The sequence below is a fragment of the Nocardia sp. NPDC047648 genome, from assembly GCF_040642815.1.
Taxonomy (GTDB): domain Bacteria; phylum Actinomycetota; class Actinomycetes; order Mycobacteriales; family Mycobacteriaceae; genus Nocardia; species Nocardia gamkensis.
Map to the genome: position 1 here is coordinate 117,104 of NZ_JBEYSX010000014.1, position 19,749 is coordinate 136,852.

The 19,749-nt window shown below is 68.7% G+C and carries 13 protein-coding genes; 10 read left to right on the forward strand and 3 right to left on the reverse strand.

Features of this window, described 5'->3' with window-relative positions; translation table 11 throughout:
* Window positions 1-208 precede the first annotated feature (208 nt).
* The 7 genes from ABZ803_RS26605 to ABZ803_RS26635 all read left to right on the forward strand — a co-directional run bounded on the left by ABZ803_RS26605 (window position 209) and on the right by ABZ803_RS26635 (window position 13,918).
* Entirely contained in the window at window positions 209-2,008 is a 1,800-nt protein-coding gene (locus ABZ803_RS26605; RefSeq protein ID WP_357043454.1) for an alpha/beta hydrolase-fold protein, read from the forward strand.
* A gap of 115 nt (window positions 2,009-2,123) precedes the next feature.
* Complete coding sequence (locus tag ABZ803_RS26610) at window positions 2,124-2,648, forward strand: DUF732 domain-containing protein (protein WP_040864249.1); 525 nt, start codon at window positions 2,124-2,126, stop codon at window positions 2,646-2,648.
* Window positions 2,645-3,631 (forward strand): cutinase family protein, encoded by a 987-nt coding sequence (locus tag ABZ803_RS26615; RefSeq protein ID WP_357043300.1) that lies wholly within the window; start codon window positions 2,645-2,647, stop codon window positions 3,629-3,631. Before ABZ803_RS26610 ends, ABZ803_RS26615 begins: the two co-directional genes overlap by 4 nt.
* Before the next feature lie 170 nt (window positions 3,632-3,801).
* Window positions 3,802-4,845 carry an LLM class F420-dependent oxidoreductase gene (locus tag ABZ803_RS26620; protein WP_357043302.1) on the forward strand — a complete coding sequence of 348 codons (1,044 nt, stop codon included), beginning with the start codon at window positions 3,802-3,804 and terminating at the stop codon, window positions 4,843-4,845.
* 189 nt (window positions 4,846-5,034) lie between these two features.
* Entirely contained in the window at window positions 5,035-6,948 is a 1,914-nt protein-coding gene (gene fadD32, locus ABZ803_RS26625; RefSeq protein ID WP_357043304.1) for a long-chain-fatty-acid--AMP ligase FadD32, read from the forward strand.
* A gap of 110 nt (window positions 6,949-7,058) precedes the next feature.
* Window positions 7,059-12,377, forward strand: coding sequence for a polyketide synthase Pks13 (pks13, locus tag ABZ803_RS26630; RefSeq protein ID WP_357043306.1), 5,319 nt, complete (start codon window positions 7,059-7,061; stop codon window positions 12,375-12,377).
* On the forward strand, window positions 12,374-13,918 hold the full coding sequence (locus ABZ803_RS26635; protein ID WP_040864253.1) for an acyl-CoA carboxylase subunit beta: 1,545 nt from the start codon (window positions 12,374-12,376) through the stop codon (window positions 13,916-13,918). The genes pks13 and ABZ803_RS26635 overlap by 4 nt, the downstream gene beginning before the upstream one ends.
* Window positions 13,919-13,986: 68 nt before the next feature.
* On the opposite strand, the gene ABZ803_RS26640 is transcribed toward ABZ803_RS26635, so the two are convergent.
* Window positions 13,987-14,484, reverse strand: coding sequence for a peptidylprolyl isomerase (locus ABZ803_RS26640; protein ID WP_357043308.1), 498 nt, complete (start codon window positions 14,482-14,484; stop codon window positions 13,987-13,989).
* A gap of 235 nt (window positions 14,485-14,719) precedes the next feature.
* On the opposite strand from ABZ803_RS26640, the gene ABZ803_RS26645 reads away from it, so the two are divergent.
* The 3 genes from ABZ803_RS26645 (at window position 14,720) to ABZ803_RS26655 (ending at window position 18,956) form a co-directional block, all read left to right on the forward strand.
* Window positions 14,720-18,034: an arabinosyltransferase domain-containing protein gene (locus ABZ803_RS26645; RefSeq protein WP_357043456.1), complete on the forward strand. Its 3,315-nt coding sequence runs from the start codon at window positions 14,720-14,722 to the stop codon at window positions 18,032-18,034.
* Between the two features lie 139 nt (window positions 18,035-18,173).
* Window positions 18,174-18,317, forward strand: coding sequence for a hypothetical protein (locus ABZ803_RS26650; protein ID WP_357043310.1), 144 nt, complete (start codon window positions 18,174-18,176; stop codon window positions 18,315-18,317).
* Window positions 18,318-18,368: 51 nt separating this feature from the next.
* Entirely contained in the window at window positions 18,369-18,956 is a 588-nt protein-coding gene (locus ABZ803_RS26655) for a Uma2 family endonuclease (RefSeq protein ID WP_357043312.1), read from the forward strand.
* A 78-nt stretch (window positions 18,957-19,034) separates the two neighbouring features.
* Here ABZ803_RS26655 and ABZ803_RS26660 read toward each other — a convergent pair whose 3' ends face one another.
* Window positions 19,035-19,193 (reverse strand): hypothetical protein, encoded by a 159-nt coding sequence (locus tag ABZ803_RS26660; protein ID WP_168434190.1) that lies wholly within the window; start codon window positions 19,191-19,193, stop codon window positions 19,035-19,037.
* Between the two features lie 85 nt (window positions 19,194-19,278).
* Complete coding sequence (locus ABZ803_RS26665; RefSeq protein ID WP_357043314.1) at window positions 19,279-19,680, reverse strand: helix-turn-helix domain-containing protein; 402 nt, start codon at window positions 19,678-19,680, stop codon at window positions 19,279-19,281.
* Window positions 19,681-19,749 lie beyond the last annotated feature (69 nt).

Consider the following 19,749-nt stretch of genomic DNA (forward strand, 5'->3'; position numbering starts at 1 on the left):
TCGCATTCAGGCCGCACCGTTTCGGTGCGGCCTGAATTGCGTTCGGGGCCAGTGCTGATCGCGGGGCAGCGAACATAGTTTGCTAGGCAGCGCGTGTCTCCCGTAAAGGTCGCTATAACGGGAGTACAAAGCTTCTGTGGCAGGGATTACGCGCGGTAGCTGTGGCATACGCGGGCGTCTCGTCGCTCGTTCGGCACGCGAGCGGCTGATGCTGCTCGCCACCGCGCTGGTGGTCCCCCTAGCCGCGGGCACGTCCGTGCAGGTGCCCGCTGCCGCGGAACCCACGGCGGCCGTGGCCGCGCCTGTGCTGGAGAAGGTCCAGTGGCTCAGCGACCGTCGCGTCGCGCTGTGGGTGACCTCGCCGTCCATGGGCGCGCCGATCCAGGTGCAGTTGCTGCTGGCCAGGGACTGGAACGCCCGCCCTGAGGCCCGGTTCCCCGTCCTGTACCTGCTCGACGGCCTGCGCGCGACCGACGACGAGAACGGCTGGACGAAAGAGGCGGGGGCGGTCGATTTCTTCGCCGACAAGAACGTCACCGTCGTACTGCCCATCGGCGGGCAGTCCAGCTTCTACACCGATTGGCTGGAGCCGGACAACGGCCGCACCTACAAGTGGGAAACCTTCCTGACCAAGGAGCTTCCGCCGCTGCTGGAGAGCCATTGGCGGGCGACGAGCGTGCGGGGCATGGAAGGGCTGTCGATGGGCGGCACGGCCGCGATGCTCCTGGCTGCCCGCAACCCCGGCTTCGTGCGGCACGCCGCCTCGTACTCCGGCTTCTTGACCACCACGACGCTGGGCATGCCCCAGGCCATCGAGTTCGCGATGCGCGACGCGGGCGGGTTCGACTCCGCCGCCATGTGGGGTCCGCAGACCGGACCGGAGTGGGAGGCGCACGACCCGTACATGCTGGCCGACAAGCTGCGGGGCGTCAGCCTGTACATCTCCAGCGGCAGTGGCGCGATCGGACCCTACGACCAGGCGCTCGGCATACCCGGGGTGAGCACGAATATCGCCGGCATGGGTTTGGAGATCCTCGCGCGGCTCACCTCGCAGAATTTCGTGACCAAGCTGTCCAAGCTGGCCATCCCGGCGCAGGTGAACTATCGCCCGTCCGGCACCCACTCCTGGCCGTACTGGGATTTCGAGATGCGCCAGTCCTGGGCCCAGGCCGCCTCCGCGCTGGGTGTCGACCAAGGCAAGCCGGACTGTCAGCCGGGCGGTGCGATCGGCCCGGTGGCCGCCGCGGCGAGCTGGCTTCGCCAATGCCTCACCGGGGAGTACGCGGTGGCGGGAGGCACCGCTCAGGACTTCGCGGGCGGCCGGGTGTTTCACACGCCGGGCAGCGGCGCGTATCCGGTCGGTGGTCTGTTCGGTGCGGGTTACCAGGCGGCAGGGGGGCCCACCGGACCGCTCGGCCTGCCGACCGGCGAGGAGCGCGCGCTGGACGATGGTCGCGGCAAGTACCAGTCCTTCCAGAACGGCTCGCTGTACTGGACGCCGCAGACCGGTGCCCAGGTGGTCCGCGGCGCGATCCTGGAGGAATGGGGCAAGCAGGGGTTCGAACGCGGCCCCGCCGGTTATCCGGTCGCGCCGGAGATCAAGACACCGAGCCGCGACGGCGTCGTGCAAGCCTTCGAGAACGGCCCGTTCTACTACAGCGCAGCCACCGGCGTGCATCGTGTCCAGGGGCTGATCCTCGGCAAGTACGCCCAGCTCGGTTTCGAGAACAGTCCCCTCGGCTTCCCGGTCGACGAGGAACAGGCGCTGAAGGAACTGGGCCGGTTCAGCCGATTCGAAGGCGGCAACATCTACTGGAGCCCCGTCTCCGGCGCTTGGGCGGTGCGCAACGGCCCGGTGCTGGACGCCTGGCGCGAGACCGGCTACGAGAACGGCAAACTCGGCTACCCCACCGGCGACGAGTTCCCCATCTCGGACGGCATGCAGCAGAACTTCCAAGGCGGCTTCATCACGGTGCGCGACGGCAAACCGGAAGTCCACAGCCTCTGAGACGCTCGGATCGTCCGACTCCCGACGGCACCGGCCGAAGGCGCGGCGAAGCCGACCCAGCTAGCCTGGTGGGCGACCCGACCCCCGCTCAGCGACAGATCGAGGACAAGAATTCATGCATCGGACCCGTGGAAAGGTATTCGGCGTAGTCGTGGCGCTCGCCGCGACCGGCCTGCTCGCCGCGTGCGGCGACAATGATTCGACCGCGACGAGCACTCCGTCGACGCCTGCCCGCACCACGACGGCGACGACGACGTCGCCGGCCGCATCGACGCCCGCCGACACCGGTCAGCCCGCTCCCGCGCCGGAGCAGTCCACGACGACGGTGGCCCCAGAGCGTCCGCAGCCGGTGCCGACCGAAGCCGTCCCGCCGGCGGACACCTCGAAGCTCACCGACAAGGACAAGCGGTTCCTGGACGAGCTGGCCAAGCAGGGTGTCACCCCGTCCACCCCGGACATCGCGTTGAGCATCGGCGCGTACGTTTGCCAGGGCACCGCCGCCGGTGCGTCCGATCAGGATCTGATGACCTTCGTCAACGCCATGGCGGGTTCCGATCCGTCCTTCGACCCGGCCAAGATGCCGGTGGAGAAGGCCGGGCAGATCTACATCACCACCGCTCGCGCCACGTACTGCCAGTGAGTTCGCGTTCCCGTTCGACCTCCCGCCGGTTCCGGCCGGCGGGATGTCTGGTCGTGATCGGCGTCGTGCTGCTGATCGTCCTGGTGGTCCTGCTGCTGTGGTATCTGCTGGCGGGGCGTCTGCGCCCGCCCGGCCCCGGCCCGAAGCCGCCGGAGCGGCCGACTTCGCAGCCGGCCAGTTGTCCTGACGTGCAGATGATCTCGGTGCCCGGCACCTGGGAGTCGAACAGCTTCGACGATCCGCACAATCCCACCGCGAACCCGGTGTCGCTGATGCTCAACGTCTCCGGTCCGATCACCCAGCGGTTCCCCAGCGAGCGGGTGGACGTGTACACCGTTCCCTACGTCGCGCAGTTCTCCAATCCGATCGCGATCCCGCCGGACGGCCAGCAGTCCTACAACAACAGCCGGTCCGAGGGCACGGCGCGGATGGTCGACGCCATGGCCGCACGGCATCAGGAGTGCCCGTTGACCACCTACGTGCTCGCCGGGTTCTCCCAAGGTGCGGTGATCGCGGGTGACGTCGCCGCGCGGATCGGCGCGGGCGACGGCCCGGTGCCCGCCGATCTGGTGCTCGGCGTGACGTTGATCGCCGACGGACGCCGCACCGGCGAGAGTGGCCCGGGTCAGGCGATCCAGATCGGCACACCGGTGCCCGGCGTGGGTGCCGAAGTCGCGCTGAAGGGGTTGAACGTGCCCGGCATCACGATGACCGGTCCGCGTCAAGGGGGCTTCGGCGGGCTGGCCGACCGCACCTACACCATGTGCGCGCCCGGGGATCTGATCTGCGATGCGCCACGGGAGGCACTGAGTCCGTGGAACGTCCTGGGCAGCGTGAACACGCTGGTCCGGGCGGCGGGCAACCCGGTGCACACCCTCTACAACAGTTACGTCGTAGACGGCGACGGCACCACCGCGACGCAGTGGACCACCAACTGGGCGGCGGCCCTCATCGAGGCAGCGCCGCATCCGGCCCATTCGTGAGAATTCACAGGCCGTGAGATACCCCGCACCCCCTTGGCGTGACAAGCGCAACTCGAGTTGGGTAGCACGCTGTAAAGTGCGCTGGTGATCGCGACGCCGGGCACCACCGCAGCGCAGACCCCGGGCGGGCGTCGCGCCCGTATTTTCCTTACAGCCAGGAGCATGAGTTCATGACAGAAGCCGCCGCACCGGCCACCACGGCGAGCCGTGACGCGGATGCTGCGTTGTCCGCGCTGGGCACTCCGTTGCGTCCGTTCCGCTTCGCGGCGGCCGGCGAGGGAAACAAGCAGGAGGGCGGTGCGCGCAAGTTCGTGCAGACCGCTCAGCAGGCCGAGGAATACGGCTTCGACACCTTCGTCGTGCCCGATCACCTCGGTGAGCAGATCGGGCCGATCGCCGCGCTCGGCGCGCTGACCCAGGCCACCGAGAAGATCCGGCTCGGCACCTCGGTGCTGGCCAACGGTTTCCGCCACCCCGTCGTGCTGGCCAAGGACCTGGCGACCATCGACGTGCTGTCCAAGGGCCGACTCGAGGTCGGCCTCGGCGCGGGCTGGATCAAGGAGGAGTTCGACAACGCGGGCATCACCTACGAATCGCCCGGTGTCCGGCTGGAGAAGCTGGACGAGGCGCTGACCATTCTCGACGTGCTGCTGCGCGGCCAGGAGTGCACCTTCGAGGGCAAGCACTACCAGGTCCGTGGCATCAAGGGCACCCCGAGGCCACGGCAGGGCCCGCGCCCGCCGATCTGCACCGGCGGTGGCGGTCCGAAGATGCTGCGCTTGGCCGCCAAGCACGCCGACATCATCTCCGTCGTTCCGGTGACCACCAAGAACGGCAAGGGCCTGCTCTCCGGCATCACCATCGAGAAGGCCGTGGAAAAGGTGAATCTGATCAAGGAGGCCGCCGGTGACCGGTTCGCCGACATCGAACTGAACTGGGCCGTCACCGCGGTCGTGATCACCGACGATCGCGAGAAGACCGCGGAGATGGCGCTGTCGGCGTTGGACCGGGGACTGCACCCGAACCTGGAAGTCGATGTTCAGCTGTCCGTCGAGGACATCCTGAACTCGCCCTACGTGGCGATCGGCACATTCGAGGAGATCGCCGAGCAGATCCGCCGTGTGCGGCAGCTCACCTCGATGTCCTACGTCGGTGTATTCCCCACCCAGATGGACGCGTTCGCCCCCGTTATTCCCCTGCTGCGGGACGAGTGAGCCGGTCTTCTCTGTAACATGACTCTGGTTTGAGTACATCTAGCCGATAAGCGGTCACCGCGCAGACCGCACAAAATCTGCAGGCTGGCTCTGCACTTGGAGCACCCGCGGGCGAAAGCGAGTCGGGGCCTCACAGGTAATAGCGGCGATTCGCCGTCTTGCTGCGTGTGCCTCGGAGGAGAAGAAGGAATGGAAGAGACTTTCGACGACTACCTGGACGAAACCGGGAACATCCGTATTCCCGAGGATCACACCCTGGTTGATCACGTCGAGAAGCACACCCGGAACGACGCGAACACCCTGGCGTATCGCTACATCGACTACTCGCGTGAGCGCGACGGCGAGGCGCAGGAGCTGACGTGGCGTGAGTTCGGTATTCGGCTGCGCGCGGTGGCCGCTCGACTGCAGCAGGTGACCAACCCGGGCGACCGGGTCGCGATCCTCGCGCCGCAGGGCTTGGACTACGTGATCTCCTTCTTCGCCGCGATCTACGCGGGCACCATCTCGGTCCCGCTGTTCGACCCGGACGAGCCCGGCCACACCGATCGCCTGCACGCGGTGCTCGGCGACTGTGAGCCCTCGGCCATCCTGACCGCGAGCTCCTCCGCGGCCGGGGTCCGGCAGTTCTTCCGCTCGCTGCCGGCCGCTCAGCGCCCGCGCATCATCGCGGTGGACGCGATCCCCGACAGCGTCGGCGAGAGCTGGGTGCGCCCGGACATCGCGATCGACGACATCGCCTACCTGCAGTACACCTCGGGTTCCACCCGGGTGCCCGCGGGTGTGGAGATCACCCACCGCGCGGTGGGCACCAACCTGCTGCAGATGGTCGACGCGATCAAGCTGGACTGGAACTCGCGCGGTGTCACCTGGCTGCCGCTGTTCCACGACATGGGCCTGCTGACCGTGATCCTGCCCGCGGTGGGCGGCAAGTACATCACCATCATGTCGCCGAGCGCGTTCGTCCGGCGTCCGTACCGGTGGATCAAGGAACTGGCCGCGGTCTCCGACGGCGCCGGAACCTTCGCCGCGGCACCCAACTTCGCTTTCGAGCACGCCGCGGCGCGTGGTCTGCCGAAGAACGGCGAGTCGCTGGACCTGTCGAACGTCATCGGCCTGATCAACGGCAGCGAGCCGGTGACCACCTCGTCGATGAAGAAGTTCAACGAGGCGTTCGCCCCGTACGGCCTGCCCAAGACCGCCATCAAGCCGTGCTACGGCATGGCCGAGGCGACGCTGTTCGTCTCCGCGACCAAGCACGAGGACGAGGCGAAGGTCACCTACGTCGACCGCAAGGAGCTCAACGCGGGCCGCATGGTGAAGGTCGACCAGAGTCACGAGGACGCGATCGCGCAGGTGTCCTGCGGTTATGTCGCGCTCTCGCAGTGGGCGGCGATCGTCGATCCGGAGTCCGTCGAGTCCGGTGGCGGCCGCGAGGTGCCCGACGGGCACGTCGGCGAGATCTGGCTGCACGGCAACAACATGGGCATCGGTTACTGGGGTCGTCCCGACGAGACCGCGGCGACGTTCCAGAACAAGGTCACCGAGCGTCTGTCGGAGGGCAGCCACGCCGAGGGCACCGAGCCGGACGCGAACTGGATGCGCACCGGCGACTACGGCGTGTACTTCGAAGGCGAGCTCTACATCACCGGCCGGGTGAAGGACCTGGTGATCGTGGACGGCCGCAACCACTACCCGCAGGACCTGGAGTTCTCCGCGCAGGAGGCCAGCACCGCGCTGCGGCCCGGCTTCGTCGCGGCGTTCTCGGTGCCGGCCAACCAGCTCCCGGCGGAGGTGTTCGAGCAGGGCAGCCACTCCGGCCTGCAGTTCGACGCCGACGACGCCTCCGAGCAACTGGTGGTCGTCGGCGAGCGTGGCCCGGGTGCGGGCAAGGCCGATCCGCTGCCCATCGCCGACGCGGTGCGCGCGGCGATCTCCCAGCGCCACGGCGTGACCGTTCGAGATGTGCTGCTGGTGCCCGCGGGGTCGATCCCGCGCACGTCCAGTGGCAAGATCGCCCGCCGCGCGTGCCGGGCGGCCTATCTGGAGGGAACGCTGCGGGGTGGTTACACCCAGCAGGCTTTCCCCGATGCACTGGAAGAGTAATTGCCAGGGGCGGCCTCGGACCGACCATCGACGCTCGGCGCCGACCTTCCCACGCGCCGGGCGTCAATTCACGGTACGCCCGGTACGGACACAGGTAGCTTGAGGAATTGATGGCTGACAACGAGGGCACGCCCACCCAGACGACCGACACCACGCCCGTCGAGACCGGCGCCGACGCGGCGGCCCCGGCCGAGTCCGCGAAGGGTGGCGCGCAGACCGACATGTCGGTGGCGGAGCTGCGTGAGTGGCTGCGGCGCTGGGTCTCCGAGGCGACCGGGCAACCGATCGAGCAGATCACCGTGGACCGGCCGATGGAGGAGTTCGGGCTCGCCTCGCGCGATGCCCTCGCCCTCGGTGGGGACATCGAGGAACTGACCGGCGTGATGCTGAACGCGACGGTCGTGTACCAGCACCCGACCATCGCCTCGCTGGCCGAGCGGATCGTCAACGGCGAGCCGGACGTGCCGGAGGAAGCCGCGGACGACGCCTTCTACACCGCGGGCTACCGTCCCGGCGAGGCGCACGACATCGCCATCGTGGGTTTGTCGACCCGGCTGCCCGGCGCGGGTGACACCCCGGAGTCGACCTGGGATTTCCTCATCGGCCGCGGTGACGGCATCCGGGAGCTGCCCGAGGGACGCTGGTCGGAGTTCCTGGCCGAGCCGCAGCTGGCCGAGGCGATCGCGCAGGCGAACACCCGGGGCGGCTACCTCGACCAGGACGTCGTCAAGGGCTTCGACGCGGAGTTCTTCGCCATGTCGCCGGTCGAGGTCGAGCGTGTCGATCCGCAGCAGCGACTGGCGATGGAACTGACCTGGGAGGCGCTGGAACACGCGCGGATTCCGGCCAGCGATCTCAAGGGCGAGCCGGTCGGCGTGTTCATCGGCTCCTCGGGCAACGACTTCATGCTGCTCGCGGCGCTCGGGCTGGGCAGCGAGCGCGATCCGAACGTGCCGGTGTCGGCCGAGGCGTACGCGATCATGGGCAGCGTCAGCTCGATCATCCCGAACCGGGTCTCCTACTTCTTCGACTTCCGTGGCCCGTCGGTGTCCATCGACACCGCCTGCTCCTCGACCCTGGTCGCGGTGCACGAGGCGGTGCAGGCGCTGCGCGGCGGCGAGGCCGACCTGGCGTTGGCCGGTGGCGTGAACATGTTGCTCGCGCCGATGGCCACGCTCGGTTTCGACGCCAACGGCGGCCTCGCCAAGGACGGGCACATCAAGGCGTTCTCCAGCGACGCCGACGGCATGATCCGCTCCGAGGGCGGCGGTCTGGTGGTGCTGAAGCGCCTCGCCGACGCCGAGCGCGACGGCGACACGATCTACGCCGTGATCAAGGGCTCGGCGGTCAACAACGACGGGCGGTCCAACGGCCTGCTCGCCCCGAACCCCGACGCTCAGGCCGAGGTGCTGCGCCGCGCCTACCGCGACGCGGGTATCGCGCCGTCCTCGGTCGACTACGTCGAGGCGCACGGCACCGGCACCCTGCTCGGCGACCCGATCGAGGCGGACGCGCTCGGCCGGGTGGTCGGCCGCGGCCGCGACGCCGACAAGCCCGCGCTGCTCGGTTCGGCCAAGACCAACTTCGGTCACCTGGAGTCGGGCGCCGGTGCGGCGAGCCTGGCGAAGGTGGTCATGTCGTTGCAGCACAACGTCATTCCGCCGAACATCGGCTATGCCGGTCCGAACCCGTACATTCCGTGGGACCAGGCGCACCTGAAGGTCGTCGACGAGCCCACCGAGTTCCCGCGCTACAGCGGCACGGCGACCATCGGCGTCTCCGGCTTCGGCTTCGGCGGCACCAACGCCCACGTCGTCGTCCAGGAATACGTGCCTGCCGCCGCCGACACCCAGGCTCCGTTCTCCGAACTCGAGACCCAGTTGGACGAGGACGCGGTGGAGGAGACCACCGACACGCTCGCGGCGTCCGATGCCCTCGTCGCCGTGGCCGAGGCGGCCGAAGCCGCCGCGCCCCCTGCCGAATGGACCGCCGAGCGCACCGAGCCGCTGCCGCAGATCCTGCCGGTGTCGGGCTACCTGCCCTCGCGGCGCCGCCGTGCCGCGGCCGAGCTGGCCGACTGGCTGGAGTCCGAGGCGGGCGCGAAGACCCCGCTCGCCGATGTGGCGCGGTCGCTGGCCAAGCGCAGCCACTGGCGTTCGCGCGGCGTGGTGCTGGCCAAGACGCACGAGGAGGCGGTCGCCGGACTGCGCGCCATCGCGGCGGGCAAGCCGGGTACGGGCGTCTTCACCGCCGACGCGCCCGCGGCCATGGGCCCGATGTGGGTGCTTGCCGGTTTCGGCGCACAGCACCGCAAGATGGGCAAGCAGCTCTACCTGGAGAACTCGATCTTCGCCGGGGCCGTCGACGAGGTCGACGAGCTGGTGCAGGACGAGGCCGGATACTCGGTGCGCGAGCTGTTCCTGGACGACAGCCAGGACTACAACGTCGGCACCTCGCAGGTCGGCATCTTCACCATCCAGATCGGCCTGGCCGCGCTGCTGCGTGCGCACGGCGCCGAACCCGACGCGGTGGTGGGCCATTCCATGGGCGAGGTCGCGGGCGCGTACATCGCCGGTGGTCTCTCGCTCGAGGACGCGGTGCGCGTGATCTGCGCCCGTTCCCGCCTGATGGGCGAGGGCGAGCAGATGATCAGCGACGACGACGTGCGCAACATGGCGCTCATCGAGTACAGCGCCGAGGACGTCGCGAGCCTGCTGCCGGACTACCCGGACGTCGAGGTCGCGGTGTACGCGGCGCCGACCAACACGGTGATCGGCGGTCCGCAGGATCAGGTGGCGGCGATCGTGGCGCAGGTGGAGGCGGCGGGCAAGTTCGCCCGGGTGCTGCAGACCCGCGGCGCGGGCCACACCTCGCAGATGGACCCGCTGCTCGGCGAGCTGGCCGCGGAACTGGCCGGCATCGAGCCGACCAAGCTGAAGACCGGCTTGTACTCGACGGTGCACAAGGAAGAGTTCTTCCGCGCGGGCAACGACCCGATCCACGACGAGGACTACTGGGTCAAGAACATGCGCCACAGCGTGTACTTCACCAACGCGGTGAAGCTCGCGGTGGACGCCGGCCACACCACGTTCCTGGAGCTGGCGCCGAACTCCGTCGCGTTGATGCAGGTGCTGGGCACCACCTTCGCCGCAGGCGTGCACGACGCGCAGCTCATCCCCACGCTCAAGCGCAAAGAGGACGAGTCCGCGGGCGTTATCGCCGCACTCGCCCAGCTCTACGTGCACGGACACAAGGTCGATCTGTCTTCGCTGCTCGGCCCGGGTGAGTACGCCGACGTTCCGCGCACCACGTTCGTGCGCAAGGAGTACTGGCCGAATGTCCGGCTGGCCACGGGCGGCAACGGCCGGTTGCCCGGCGCGCACGTCGCGCTGCCCGACGGCAGGCACGTCTGGGAGGTCCAGGCGTCCTCGGTCACCGATCTCGCCGGACTGGTGCGTGCCGCGTCGGCGCAGGTGCTCAGCGACGTCTCGCTGGGCGCGTCGATTCCGCACGCGCCGATCCCGGCGGCGGGCACGCTCACCACCACGCTCACCCCGCATCCCGGCGGCGCCTCGGTGCAGGTCCACGCCAAGGAGGGCAACGCCTTCCGCCTGGTGTTCGACGCCGTGGTGACCTCCGGCGCCCCGCTGCCGGAACCCGTCGCGGCCGAGCCGGTCCCGGCGATCGCCGCGCAGACGAGCAGCGACGCCGACCTCGAGGTCGTGGAGACCTTCGGTGACCGGTGGGATCCGAACGGCACGCAGACCGTCGAAGAGCGGCTCGCGCTGATCGTCGCGGAGTCCATGGGTTACGCGGTCGAGGATCTTCCGATGGAGATCCCGCTGATGGAACTCGGCTTGGACTCGCTGATGGCGATGCGCATCAAGAACCGGGTCGAGTACGAGTTCGACATCCCGCAGCTGCAGGTGCAGGCCGTGCGGGACGCGAGCCTGCACGAGGTCGGCAAGGTGCTGCGGTACGCCATCGAGCACCGCGACGAGGTGCAGGCGATGGCCGACCAGCAGGCTGCCGACAAGGCGGCGGGCGGCACGGGCGAGCTGGCCGTGGACGCCGATTTCATCGCCACGGCCCGTGCGGCCCTGGCCACCGGCGCCGATCCGGTCGCCGCGGTGGCGGGCGCTGCGCCGGACACCGGTATGGCCGACGAGTCCGCCGGCGCAACGGAAACCGCTGCGGCCGAGGCCGATCCGGCTTCGGCGGCAGCGCCTACCGCGAGTCCGGAGAAGGTCGTCGAAAGTGACGCTTCCGCCGGGCAACCGGTCGCCGCGGCTGCGGCCGCGCCCGCCGCCGTCTTCGGCGGCGCTGGGCAGACCGCCGACGAGGACGACGTTCCGCCGCGCGACGCCGCCGAGCGCCTGACCTTCGCCACCTGGGCGGTGGTCACCGGGAAATCGGCCGGAGGCATCTTCAACACGCTGCCGATCCTGGACGAGGACACCGCGGAGAAACTGGCCGCGCGCCTGACCGAACGGGTCAAGGCCGAGGTCACCGTCGACGACGTACTCGACTGCGAGACCATCGAGCAGCTCTCCGACATCGTCCGCGACCTGCAGGACAGCGGCGCGGATGTGGACGGCTTCGTCCGTCCGCTGCGGCCGCGCGCGGAGGGCTCGAACGCGGTGCCCGTCTTCGTGTTCCACCCCTCGGGCGGCAACACGCTCGTGTACGAGCCCCTGTTGAAGCGGCTGCCCGCCGAGACGCCGATGTACGGCCTCGAGCGGGTCGACGGTTCGATCGAGGAGCGGGCGCGCCAGTACCTGCCCGAGCTGCGCAAGATCCAGGGCGACGGTCCGTTCGTGCTGTACGGCTGGTCGCTGGGTGCGGTGCTGGCCATGCAGACCGCGCAGTTGCTTCGCGCCGAGGGCGCGGACGTGCGCACGGTCGGCTTGATCGATCTGGCCATCCCGACTCAGGGCGAGGACAACAGTCCCGAGGAGCGCGTGCGGCGGATCGAGCGCTACCAGGTGTTCGCCAAGAAGACCTATGGCGTCGACGGTGAATTGGACCGCGAGCAGCTGGAGACGCTGGCCGCGGCGTCGGACGAAGAGCAGTTCAAGATGATCAGCGACCTGATCAAGATCAGCGGCGCGAAGATCCCCGGCGGCGTGCTCGAACACCAGCGCACCTCGTGGATCGATAGCCGTCATCTCGCCCGGACCCAACCCACGCACTACGACGGCAACGTCGTGCTCTACCTCGCCGATCGCTATCACGACGGGATGATCGAGCTCGAGCCACGCTTCGCCGTCCGGGTGCCTAACGGCGGCTGGGACGAGTACATCCCGAATTTGGAGGTCGTCCACATCGCCGGCGACCACCTGCAGATCATCGATGAACCGCGGATCGGGAAGATCGGGGCCGACCTGACCGCGAAGCTCGCCGCGATCGAGGCGAAAGGGGCCAAGTGAGCACGACTGCCGAAAAACTCGCCGACCTGCGCAAGCGCCTGGATTTGGCGCAGGAGCCCGCGGGTGAAGCGGGGATCGCCAAGCGGGCGAAGAAAGGCATACCCAGCGCCCGCGACCGGATCAACATGCTGCTCGATCCGGGAACCTTCGTGGAGATCGGCGCGCTGGTACGTAAACCGGGCGATCCCGCCGCGCTCTACGGCGACGGCGTCGTCACCGGGCACGGCCTGGTCGAAGGCAGGCCCGTGGCGGTGTTCTCGCACGACCAGACCGTCTACGGCGGTTCGGTCGGCGAGATGTTCGGCCGCAAGGTCGCCGGGATCCTGGAGTACGCGGCCAAGGTCGGCTGCCCGGTGGTCGGTATCAACGACTCCGGCGGCGCCCGCGTGCAGGAAGCGGTGACCTCGCTGGCCTGGTACGCCGAGCTGGGCCGCCGCCAGGAGCCGCTGTCCGGCCTGGTTCCGCAGATCTCGATGATCCTCGGCAAGTGCGCGGGTGGCGCCGTCTACGCCCCGATCAACACCGACGTGGTGGTGGCGACCGAAGAGGCGTACATGTTCGTCACCGGCCCGAAGGTGATCCGGGAGGTCACCGGCGAGGACGTCAGTCTCGAGGAACTCGGCGGGGCGCGCAGCCAGGCGGAGTACGGCAACATCCACCACGTGGCCAAGGACGAGGCGGCCGCGTTCGAGTGGGTGCGCGATTACCTGGGCTACCTGCCGACCAGCTGCCAGGAGCTGGCGCCGGTCGTGAATCCCGGCCTGGAGCCGGAGACCACCGACAGCGACCTGGAACTGAACTCGATCGTCCCGGACTCCGACAACTCCGGGTACGACATGCACGAGATCCTGTTGCGCATCTTCGACGACGGCGCCTTCCACGAGGTCGGCGCGTCGGCGGGCCGCAACGTCATCACCGGATTCGCCCGGGTGGACGGGCGCAGCGTCGGCGTGGTGGCCAACCAGCCGATGGTGTACGCGGGAGCGCTGGACGCCCGCGCCTCGGACAAGGCCGCGCATTTCGTGCGGCTGTGCGACGCGTTCGAGATCCCGCTGGTGTTCGTCGTCGACACACCCGGGTTCCTGCCCGGTGTGGAACAGGAGAAGATCGGCGTCATCAAGCGTGGCGGACGGTTCCTGTTCTCCTATGTGGAGGCGTCGGTCCCGAAGGTCACCGTGGTGATCCGCAAGTCCTACGGCGGCGGCTACGCCGTGATGGGCTCCAAGCAGCTGGGCGCCGACGTGAACCTGGCCTGGCCCACCGCGCGGATCGCCGTCATGGGCGCGGAGAGCGCGGTCAGCCTGATCGGAGCCAAGCAGATCGAGGCCGCGCCCGAGGACCAGCGCGCCGCGATCCGCCAGCAGATGATCGACTTCTACAACGCCACCGTGGCGACCCCGTGGGTGGCCGCCGAGCGCGGATACGTCGACGCGGTCATCGAGCCCGCGACGACCCGGCTGGAAATCCGTCGTGCGCTCCAGTTGTTGCGGGACAAGGCTATTGCCCGCAACCCGCGCAAGCATCACCTGCTGCCGCTGTAGGCTGTGGAACACGATCGGGCCGCACCCCTCTGGGGCGCGGCCCGATTCGCGTCATGGGCGCCGAATGATCAGCTGACGGTGGCAGATTCGATGACGACGTCGCTCACCGGGACGTCCTGGTGCCCGCCGGCCGAGGCCGTGGCGACGCCCGCGATCTTGTCGACCACGTCGGTACCTTCGGTCACCGCGCCGAAGACGGTGTAGCCCCAGCCCGCCGCGGTGGGCGCGGAGTGGTTGAGGAAGTCGTTGTCGGAGACATTGATGAAGAACTGCGCGGTGGCCGAGTGCGGGTCGTTGGTGCGGGCCATCGCGACGGTGTACTTGTTGTTCTTCAGGCCGTTGTTCGCCTCGTTCTGAATGGGCGCCTGCGTGCCCTTCTGGCGCAGGCCGGGCTCGAAGCCGCCGCCCTGGATCATGAAGCCGGGAATGACGCGGTGGAAGATCGTGCCGTTGTAGTGGCCCGCGTTCACGTAGTCCACGAAATTGCGCACCGTGTTCGGCGCTTTCTGGTCGTCCAGTTCGAGGACGATCTGTCCGTAGTTCGTCGAGAGATTCACCTTGGTCATAGGCCCACCTTTCCATTGTGGTCGGTTGCGGTCAGCAGGACGGGGTCGATTGGTCGTCGGACGCCGTTTCTCCGGCCCGTCGGCACAACATTCTGGCAGTCTGCTCCGAACATACTGAGGACCCGCGATTTCTCCCGGCGGCGCGACGCCCGCGCGGACAGACGGGCAGATAGCATTGCCAACCGTGCCCGACGCCGCAACCGCTGTTCTCACGAAACCCCCCGCCGCCCCCGCGGTGACCCCGAACGATTTCCGGACCGCTCGGCTCATCGGATTGCTCGCCGGTCTGCTCGGCGCGCTTTTCGCGCTGGCGACTCCGTTCCTGCCGGTCACGCAGACGACCGCGGTGCTGAAGTGGCCGCAAGGCGGGACGCTCGGCAACGTGCAGGCGCCGCTGATGTCGCAGGTCCCGATCGACCTGACGGCGACGATCCCGTGCGAGACCATCGCCCAGCTGCCCGAGCGGGGCGGCATGCTGCTGGCCACCGCGCCGCCGCAGGGCGACCGGGCCGCGCTGGAGGCGATGTTCGTGCGGGTCTCGGAGACCTCGGTCGACGTGATCGATCGCAACGCTGTGGTGGTGTCGGCCGACCGCAGCCGAATGGGCGAGTGCACGTCGCTGACCATCAGCTCGGACAGCGAGCGCACCCACGCCGCGTTCGCCGGGCTCACCAAGCAGGTGGAGCGGCCGGTCGAGGGTGCGGCGCCCGGCACGACCGAGCTGGTCACCGTGCCGGTGGAGGGGCAGCTCGGCGGCGATCTGCGGCCCCAGGTGGTGGGTGTGTTCTCCGACCTCAAGGGCGCGGCGCCCGCGGGGTTGTCGTTCGACATGACGGTGGACACCCGTTTCTCGTCCAGCCCGACCGCGATCAAGCTGATCGCGATGATCGCGGCGGTGTTGTGCACGCTGATCGCCCTGGCGGCGCTGGCCCGGCTGGACAGCAGTGACGGGCGCGGGCACCGCCGGTTCCTCCCGGCGAACTGGCTGAAGCCGACCTGGGCGGACGGCGCGGTGATCGGCACGCTGCTGCTGTGGCATTTCGCGGGCGCCAACACTTCCGACGACGGCTACATCCTCAGCATGGTGCGGGTGGCGCCGCACGCGGGCTACATGGCCAACTACTTCCGCTGGTACGGCGTGCCGGAGGCGCCGTTCGGCTGGTACTACTACGTGATCCAGGTCTTCTCGGAGATCTCCACGGCCAGCCCCTGGGTGCGGTTGCCCGCCCTGGCCTGCGCGATCCTCTGCTGGCTGGTGATCAGCCGCGAGGTGGTGCCGCGCCTGGGCCGTGGTGTGCGCACCAGCAAGGTGGCGCTGTGGACCGGCGGACTGGTGTTCCTGGCGTTCTGGCTGCCGTTCGACAACGGATTGCGCTCCGAGCCGGTCGTCGCGCTCGGCGCGCTGCTGACCTGGGTGTCGATCGAGCGGGCCATCGCGACCGGGCGGTTGCTGCCCGCCGCGGTGGCCATCCTGGTGGCCGCGTTCACCCTGGCGGCCGCGCCGACGGGCCTGATGTGCGTGGCGGCGCTGCTGGCCGGTATCCGTCCGATGGTGCGCATCGTGGTGCGCAAGCACCGGCACTTCGCCGCGCTGGGCGCCGGGCGGTGGGGCTCGACGCTCCCGTTGCTCGCGCCGATCGCCGCGGCGGGCGTTCTCGTGCTCACCGTGGTCTACAGCGACCAGACCTTCGCGGGCATCCAGGAGGCCAACCGGGTGCGCCAGGTGACCGGGCCGAACCTGGCCTGGTACGAGGACTACCTGCGCTACTACTACCTGTTCGTGGAGACCGTCGACGGTTCGCTGTCGCGCCGCTTCGCCTTCCTGGTGATGCTGCTGTGCCTGTTCACCACCATGCTGGTGCTGCTGCGGCGCAGGCAGGTGCCGGGTATCGCGAGCGGGCCGACCTGGCGGCTGATGGGCGTGGTCTTCGGAACCATCTTCTTCATGATGTTCAACCCGACCAAGTGGACCCACCACTTCGGCGCGTACGCGGGCATCGCGGGCTCGCTGGCGGCGGTCACCGCCGTCGCGGTCTCGGCGAGCGCCCTGCGGGCCCGCAAGAACCGGGCCATCTTCCTGGCCGGATTGCTGTTCGTGCTCGCGATCGCGTTCTCCGGCATCAACGGCTACTGGTACGTGTCCAGTTTCGGCGTGCCCTGGTTCGACAAGCGCATCTCGCTGCACGGTTACCAGTCCAACACGGTCATGCTCGTGCTGTTCGGCCTGGCACTGGCGCTGGTCGGCTGGTACGCGCTGCGGGAGGACTACACCGCGCCGCAGCCGTCGGCGAAGACGGCGCGCGGCAGGCGGATCCGCCGGTTCGCGGCGATCCCGCTGACCGTGGTCGCCGCGCTGATGGTCGCGCTCGAAGTGCTCTCGCTGGTCAAGGGCGCGGTCGCGCAGTATCCGGCGTACTCGCTGGCGCGGTCGAACTTCGACGCGCTCGGCGGCAGCACCTGCGGTCTGGCCAACGACGTGCTGGTCGAGCCGGACCCGAACGGCGGCAGGCTCGCGCCGATCACCGATCCGGCGCATCCGCCGACCGATCCGGCCGACCCGCTGGCCGGCGTCGATCCGGTCGGCTTCGCTCCGAACGGCGTGCCCAACGATCTGTCCGCCGACAGCGTCGAGGTGAAGCCGGGCACCGGCAACACCTCCACCCAGTCGGTCGGCGCGGCGTTCGCGGAGGGGCAGAGCGCGGGCACCGGCGGCGGTCAGGGCGCGCTCGGCGTCAACGGCTCCACCGTCGCCCTCCCGTTCGGCCTCGACCCGGCCACCACGCCGATCCTCGGCAGCTACCAGAACGGTGTGCAGCAGCCGGCGAACGTCACCTCGAGCTGGTATGAGCTGCCCGCTCGTTCGGCGGACAGGCCGCTGGTGGTGATCTCGGCCGCCGGTCGCATCCTCTCCTTCGACGACACCGGCGCGATGAAGTACGGCCAATCGCTGACCGTCGACTACGGCAAGCACCTGCCCGACGGCAGCGTGCAGAAGCTCGGCACCTATCTGCCGCGCGACATCGGCCCGTTCCCGTCCTGGCGCAACCTGCGGGTGCCGTTGGACGAGATCGCGCCCGACGCCGACGCTGTGCGCATCGTCGCCAACGACCCGATCCTGATCGGGGACCAGTGGCTGGCGTTCACGCCGCCGCGGATGCCGAAGTTGCAGACGCTCAACAGCCTGCTGGGCTCCCAGCAGCCGATCCTGCTGGACTGGGCGGTGGGCCTGCAGTTCCCGTGCCAGCGCCCGTTCGACCACGAGAACGGCGTGGCCGAGGTGCCCGGCTACCGCATCCTGCCGGACCGCCCGCTGGCCATCAGCTCGACGAACACCTGGCAGGCCGAGGAATTCGGCGGCCCGCTGGGCTTCTCCCAGATGCTGGCCAAGTCGGTCACCGTGCCCACCTACCTGAAGGACGACTGGGCGCGCGACTGGGGCTCGCTGGAGCGCTACGACCAGTACGACCGCAACGCCGTCCCCGCGAAGCTGGAGACCGGTACGACCACTCGTTCCGGGCTCTGGTCGCCGGGTAGTTTGCGGGTCTTCTGATCGCTCGGACGAGCTGACGGGGCCGCCGCGTCGGACACTGATTCTGCACGGCGGTCCTGCCCTCTCCTGGCGCGGCCGCGTGGCGCCCGCGCCACCCACCTGGGTGCGTGTACACATTTCGGGTATGCATACTCCTCGTATGGCTCGGCTCGAAAAGACCGCGACCTCGGCTTGGCTGGCCGAGTTCGGCGACGATCGCCCCGACGTCCCACACGACGCCATCGCGGCCGCGATCGACTCCGCGCGGGACGAGTTGGACGGGGGAACCGGCATCGGACAGTGAGCGGTGCAGTCCGTACCGTGATCTGCCCCAGCCTGCCGGTAGTCTCAGGGCATGACGAGCGGTGCACCCAGCGACTGGTACCGCTGGATCCCCGACCAGATCACGGCGCGGGACTACGAACTGCTGCCCGTTGAGTTCTGCCGGACCATCGAGGTTATCGACGGCCATATCGTGAAGTGCGAAAGTCCATCACGTCTGCACAATCGCGTGGCGCGGCGCATGGCCGCACATATGGAAGCGGCACGGAAGCCGGAGCCGTGCTTGATGGTCGAGACCGACGTGGACGTCCGGCTCAGCGATGTTCCGCTCAGCCTCCGTCGACCGGATGTCGTCGTGTATCGCTGTCTGGACGACGACGCACGGTTGTATGCCGATGACACTGTGCTCGTAGTGGAGATCGTTTCTCCCGATAGTTCTCACCACACCGACACGGTGGAGAAGAAAGCCGCATATGCCGCGGCCGGTATCCCGGTCTACCTCATCGTCTTTCTCACCGAGCCCGGCGATGGCATCGAGCAGATCGAGGAGTACCGCCTGTCCGAAGGCCGGTATCACCTCGTGTACTTGCACACCCGTCGACTGACCGTGGACGTGCCGATACCCGTCGATGTCGCTTTCGGCGAGCTGGCTACGGGATAGATACCCGAACACAGGGCCGCCGCGCAGGTGAACCCTGCGCGGCGGCCCTGCCGTATTCAGCCGGTGCGAACCGGGCGCTCAGACCTTCAGTCGAAGACCGAGCTCGCGCCGGAGCACCTCTTGCGAAGGGAGGCGGCCGAGCACGCGCAGCACCGCAGGCCGCAGCTCCCGTTGTTCCTCTTCGCTGAGCAGTCCGACAAGATCGCGCAGATCCATTTCATCGAATGCCGTTGTCATGGCAATCAGATTAAGGCCATCGACCCGATTCGTCCTGCGATGTTTAGCCACAGGTGGGAGCACATTTTCAGACCGGACAACCGGTTTACTTACCGATCCCGTCGTAGCGTGCCCGCGCGGCGATGACGTCGTCCATGCGCGCCTCCGCCCAGGTTTTGACGGCGCTCATGACCGGCTGGAGGCTGTGCCCGAGCGGGGTGAGTTCGTAGTCGACGCGCACCGGCACTTCGGCGGTGATCCGCCGCTCCACCAAGCCGTCGCGTTCCAGTCCTCGCAGCGTCTGGGTGAGCATCTTGGGGCTCACGCCCGCGATGATCCGGTTCAGTTCGGCGTAGCGCAAAGGGCCCTCGGCCAGCGCGGCGAGCACGAGGCTAACCCATTTGTCGCTGATCCGGTCCAGCAGCTGCCGGGTCGGGCACTCGGCGATATACGCGTCGTAATGCTGTTTGGCCAGTTCACGGCGCTGCGCCGCGGTCTTCGTCGCCATCGGGGATACCTCGCCACCTCTAACGCACTCTCGGGTAACTACTACCCGGCAGATAGTAACGCCTCGTAA

Coding starts and splice junctions, on each gene's coding strand:
- ABZ803_RS26610 (WP_040864249.1), top strand. CDS start 2,124: ATGCATCGGACCCGTGGAAAGGTATTCGGCGTAGTCGTGGCGCTCGCC.
- ABZ803_RS26665 (WP_357043314.1), bottom strand. CDS start 19,680: ATGGCGACGAAGACCGCGGCGCAGCGCCGTGAACTGGCCAAACAGCAT.
- ABZ803_RS26605 (WP_357043454.1), top strand. CDS start 209: ATGCTGCTCGCCACCGCGCTGGTGGTCCCCCTAGCCGCGGGCACGTCC.
- ABZ803_RS26650 (WP_357043310.1), top strand. CDS start 18,174: ATGGCTCGGCTCGAAAAGACCGCGACCTCGGCTTGGCTGGCCGAGTTC.
- pks13 (WP_357043306.1), top strand. CDS start 7,059: ATGGCTGACAACGAGGGCACGCCCACCCAGACGACCGACACCACGCCC.
- ABZ803_RS26640 (WP_357043308.1), bottom strand. CDS start 14,484: ATGACCAAGGTGAATCTCTCGACGAACTACGGACAGATCGTCCTCGAA.
- ABZ803_RS26620 (WP_357043302.1), top strand. CDS start 3,802: ATGACAGAAGCCGCCGCACCGGCCACCACGGCGAGCCGTGACGCGGAT.
- ABZ803_RS26660 (WP_168434190.1), bottom strand. CDS start 19,193: ATGACAACGGCATTCGATGAAATGGATCTGCGCGATCTTGTCGGACTG.
- ABZ803_RS26655 (WP_357043312.1), top strand. CDS start 18,369: ATGACGAGCGGTGCACCCAGCGACTGGTACCGCTGGATCCCCGACCAG.
- fadD32 (WP_357043304.1), top strand. CDS start 5,035: ATGGAAGAGACTTTCGACGACTACCTGGACGAAACCGGGAACATCCGT.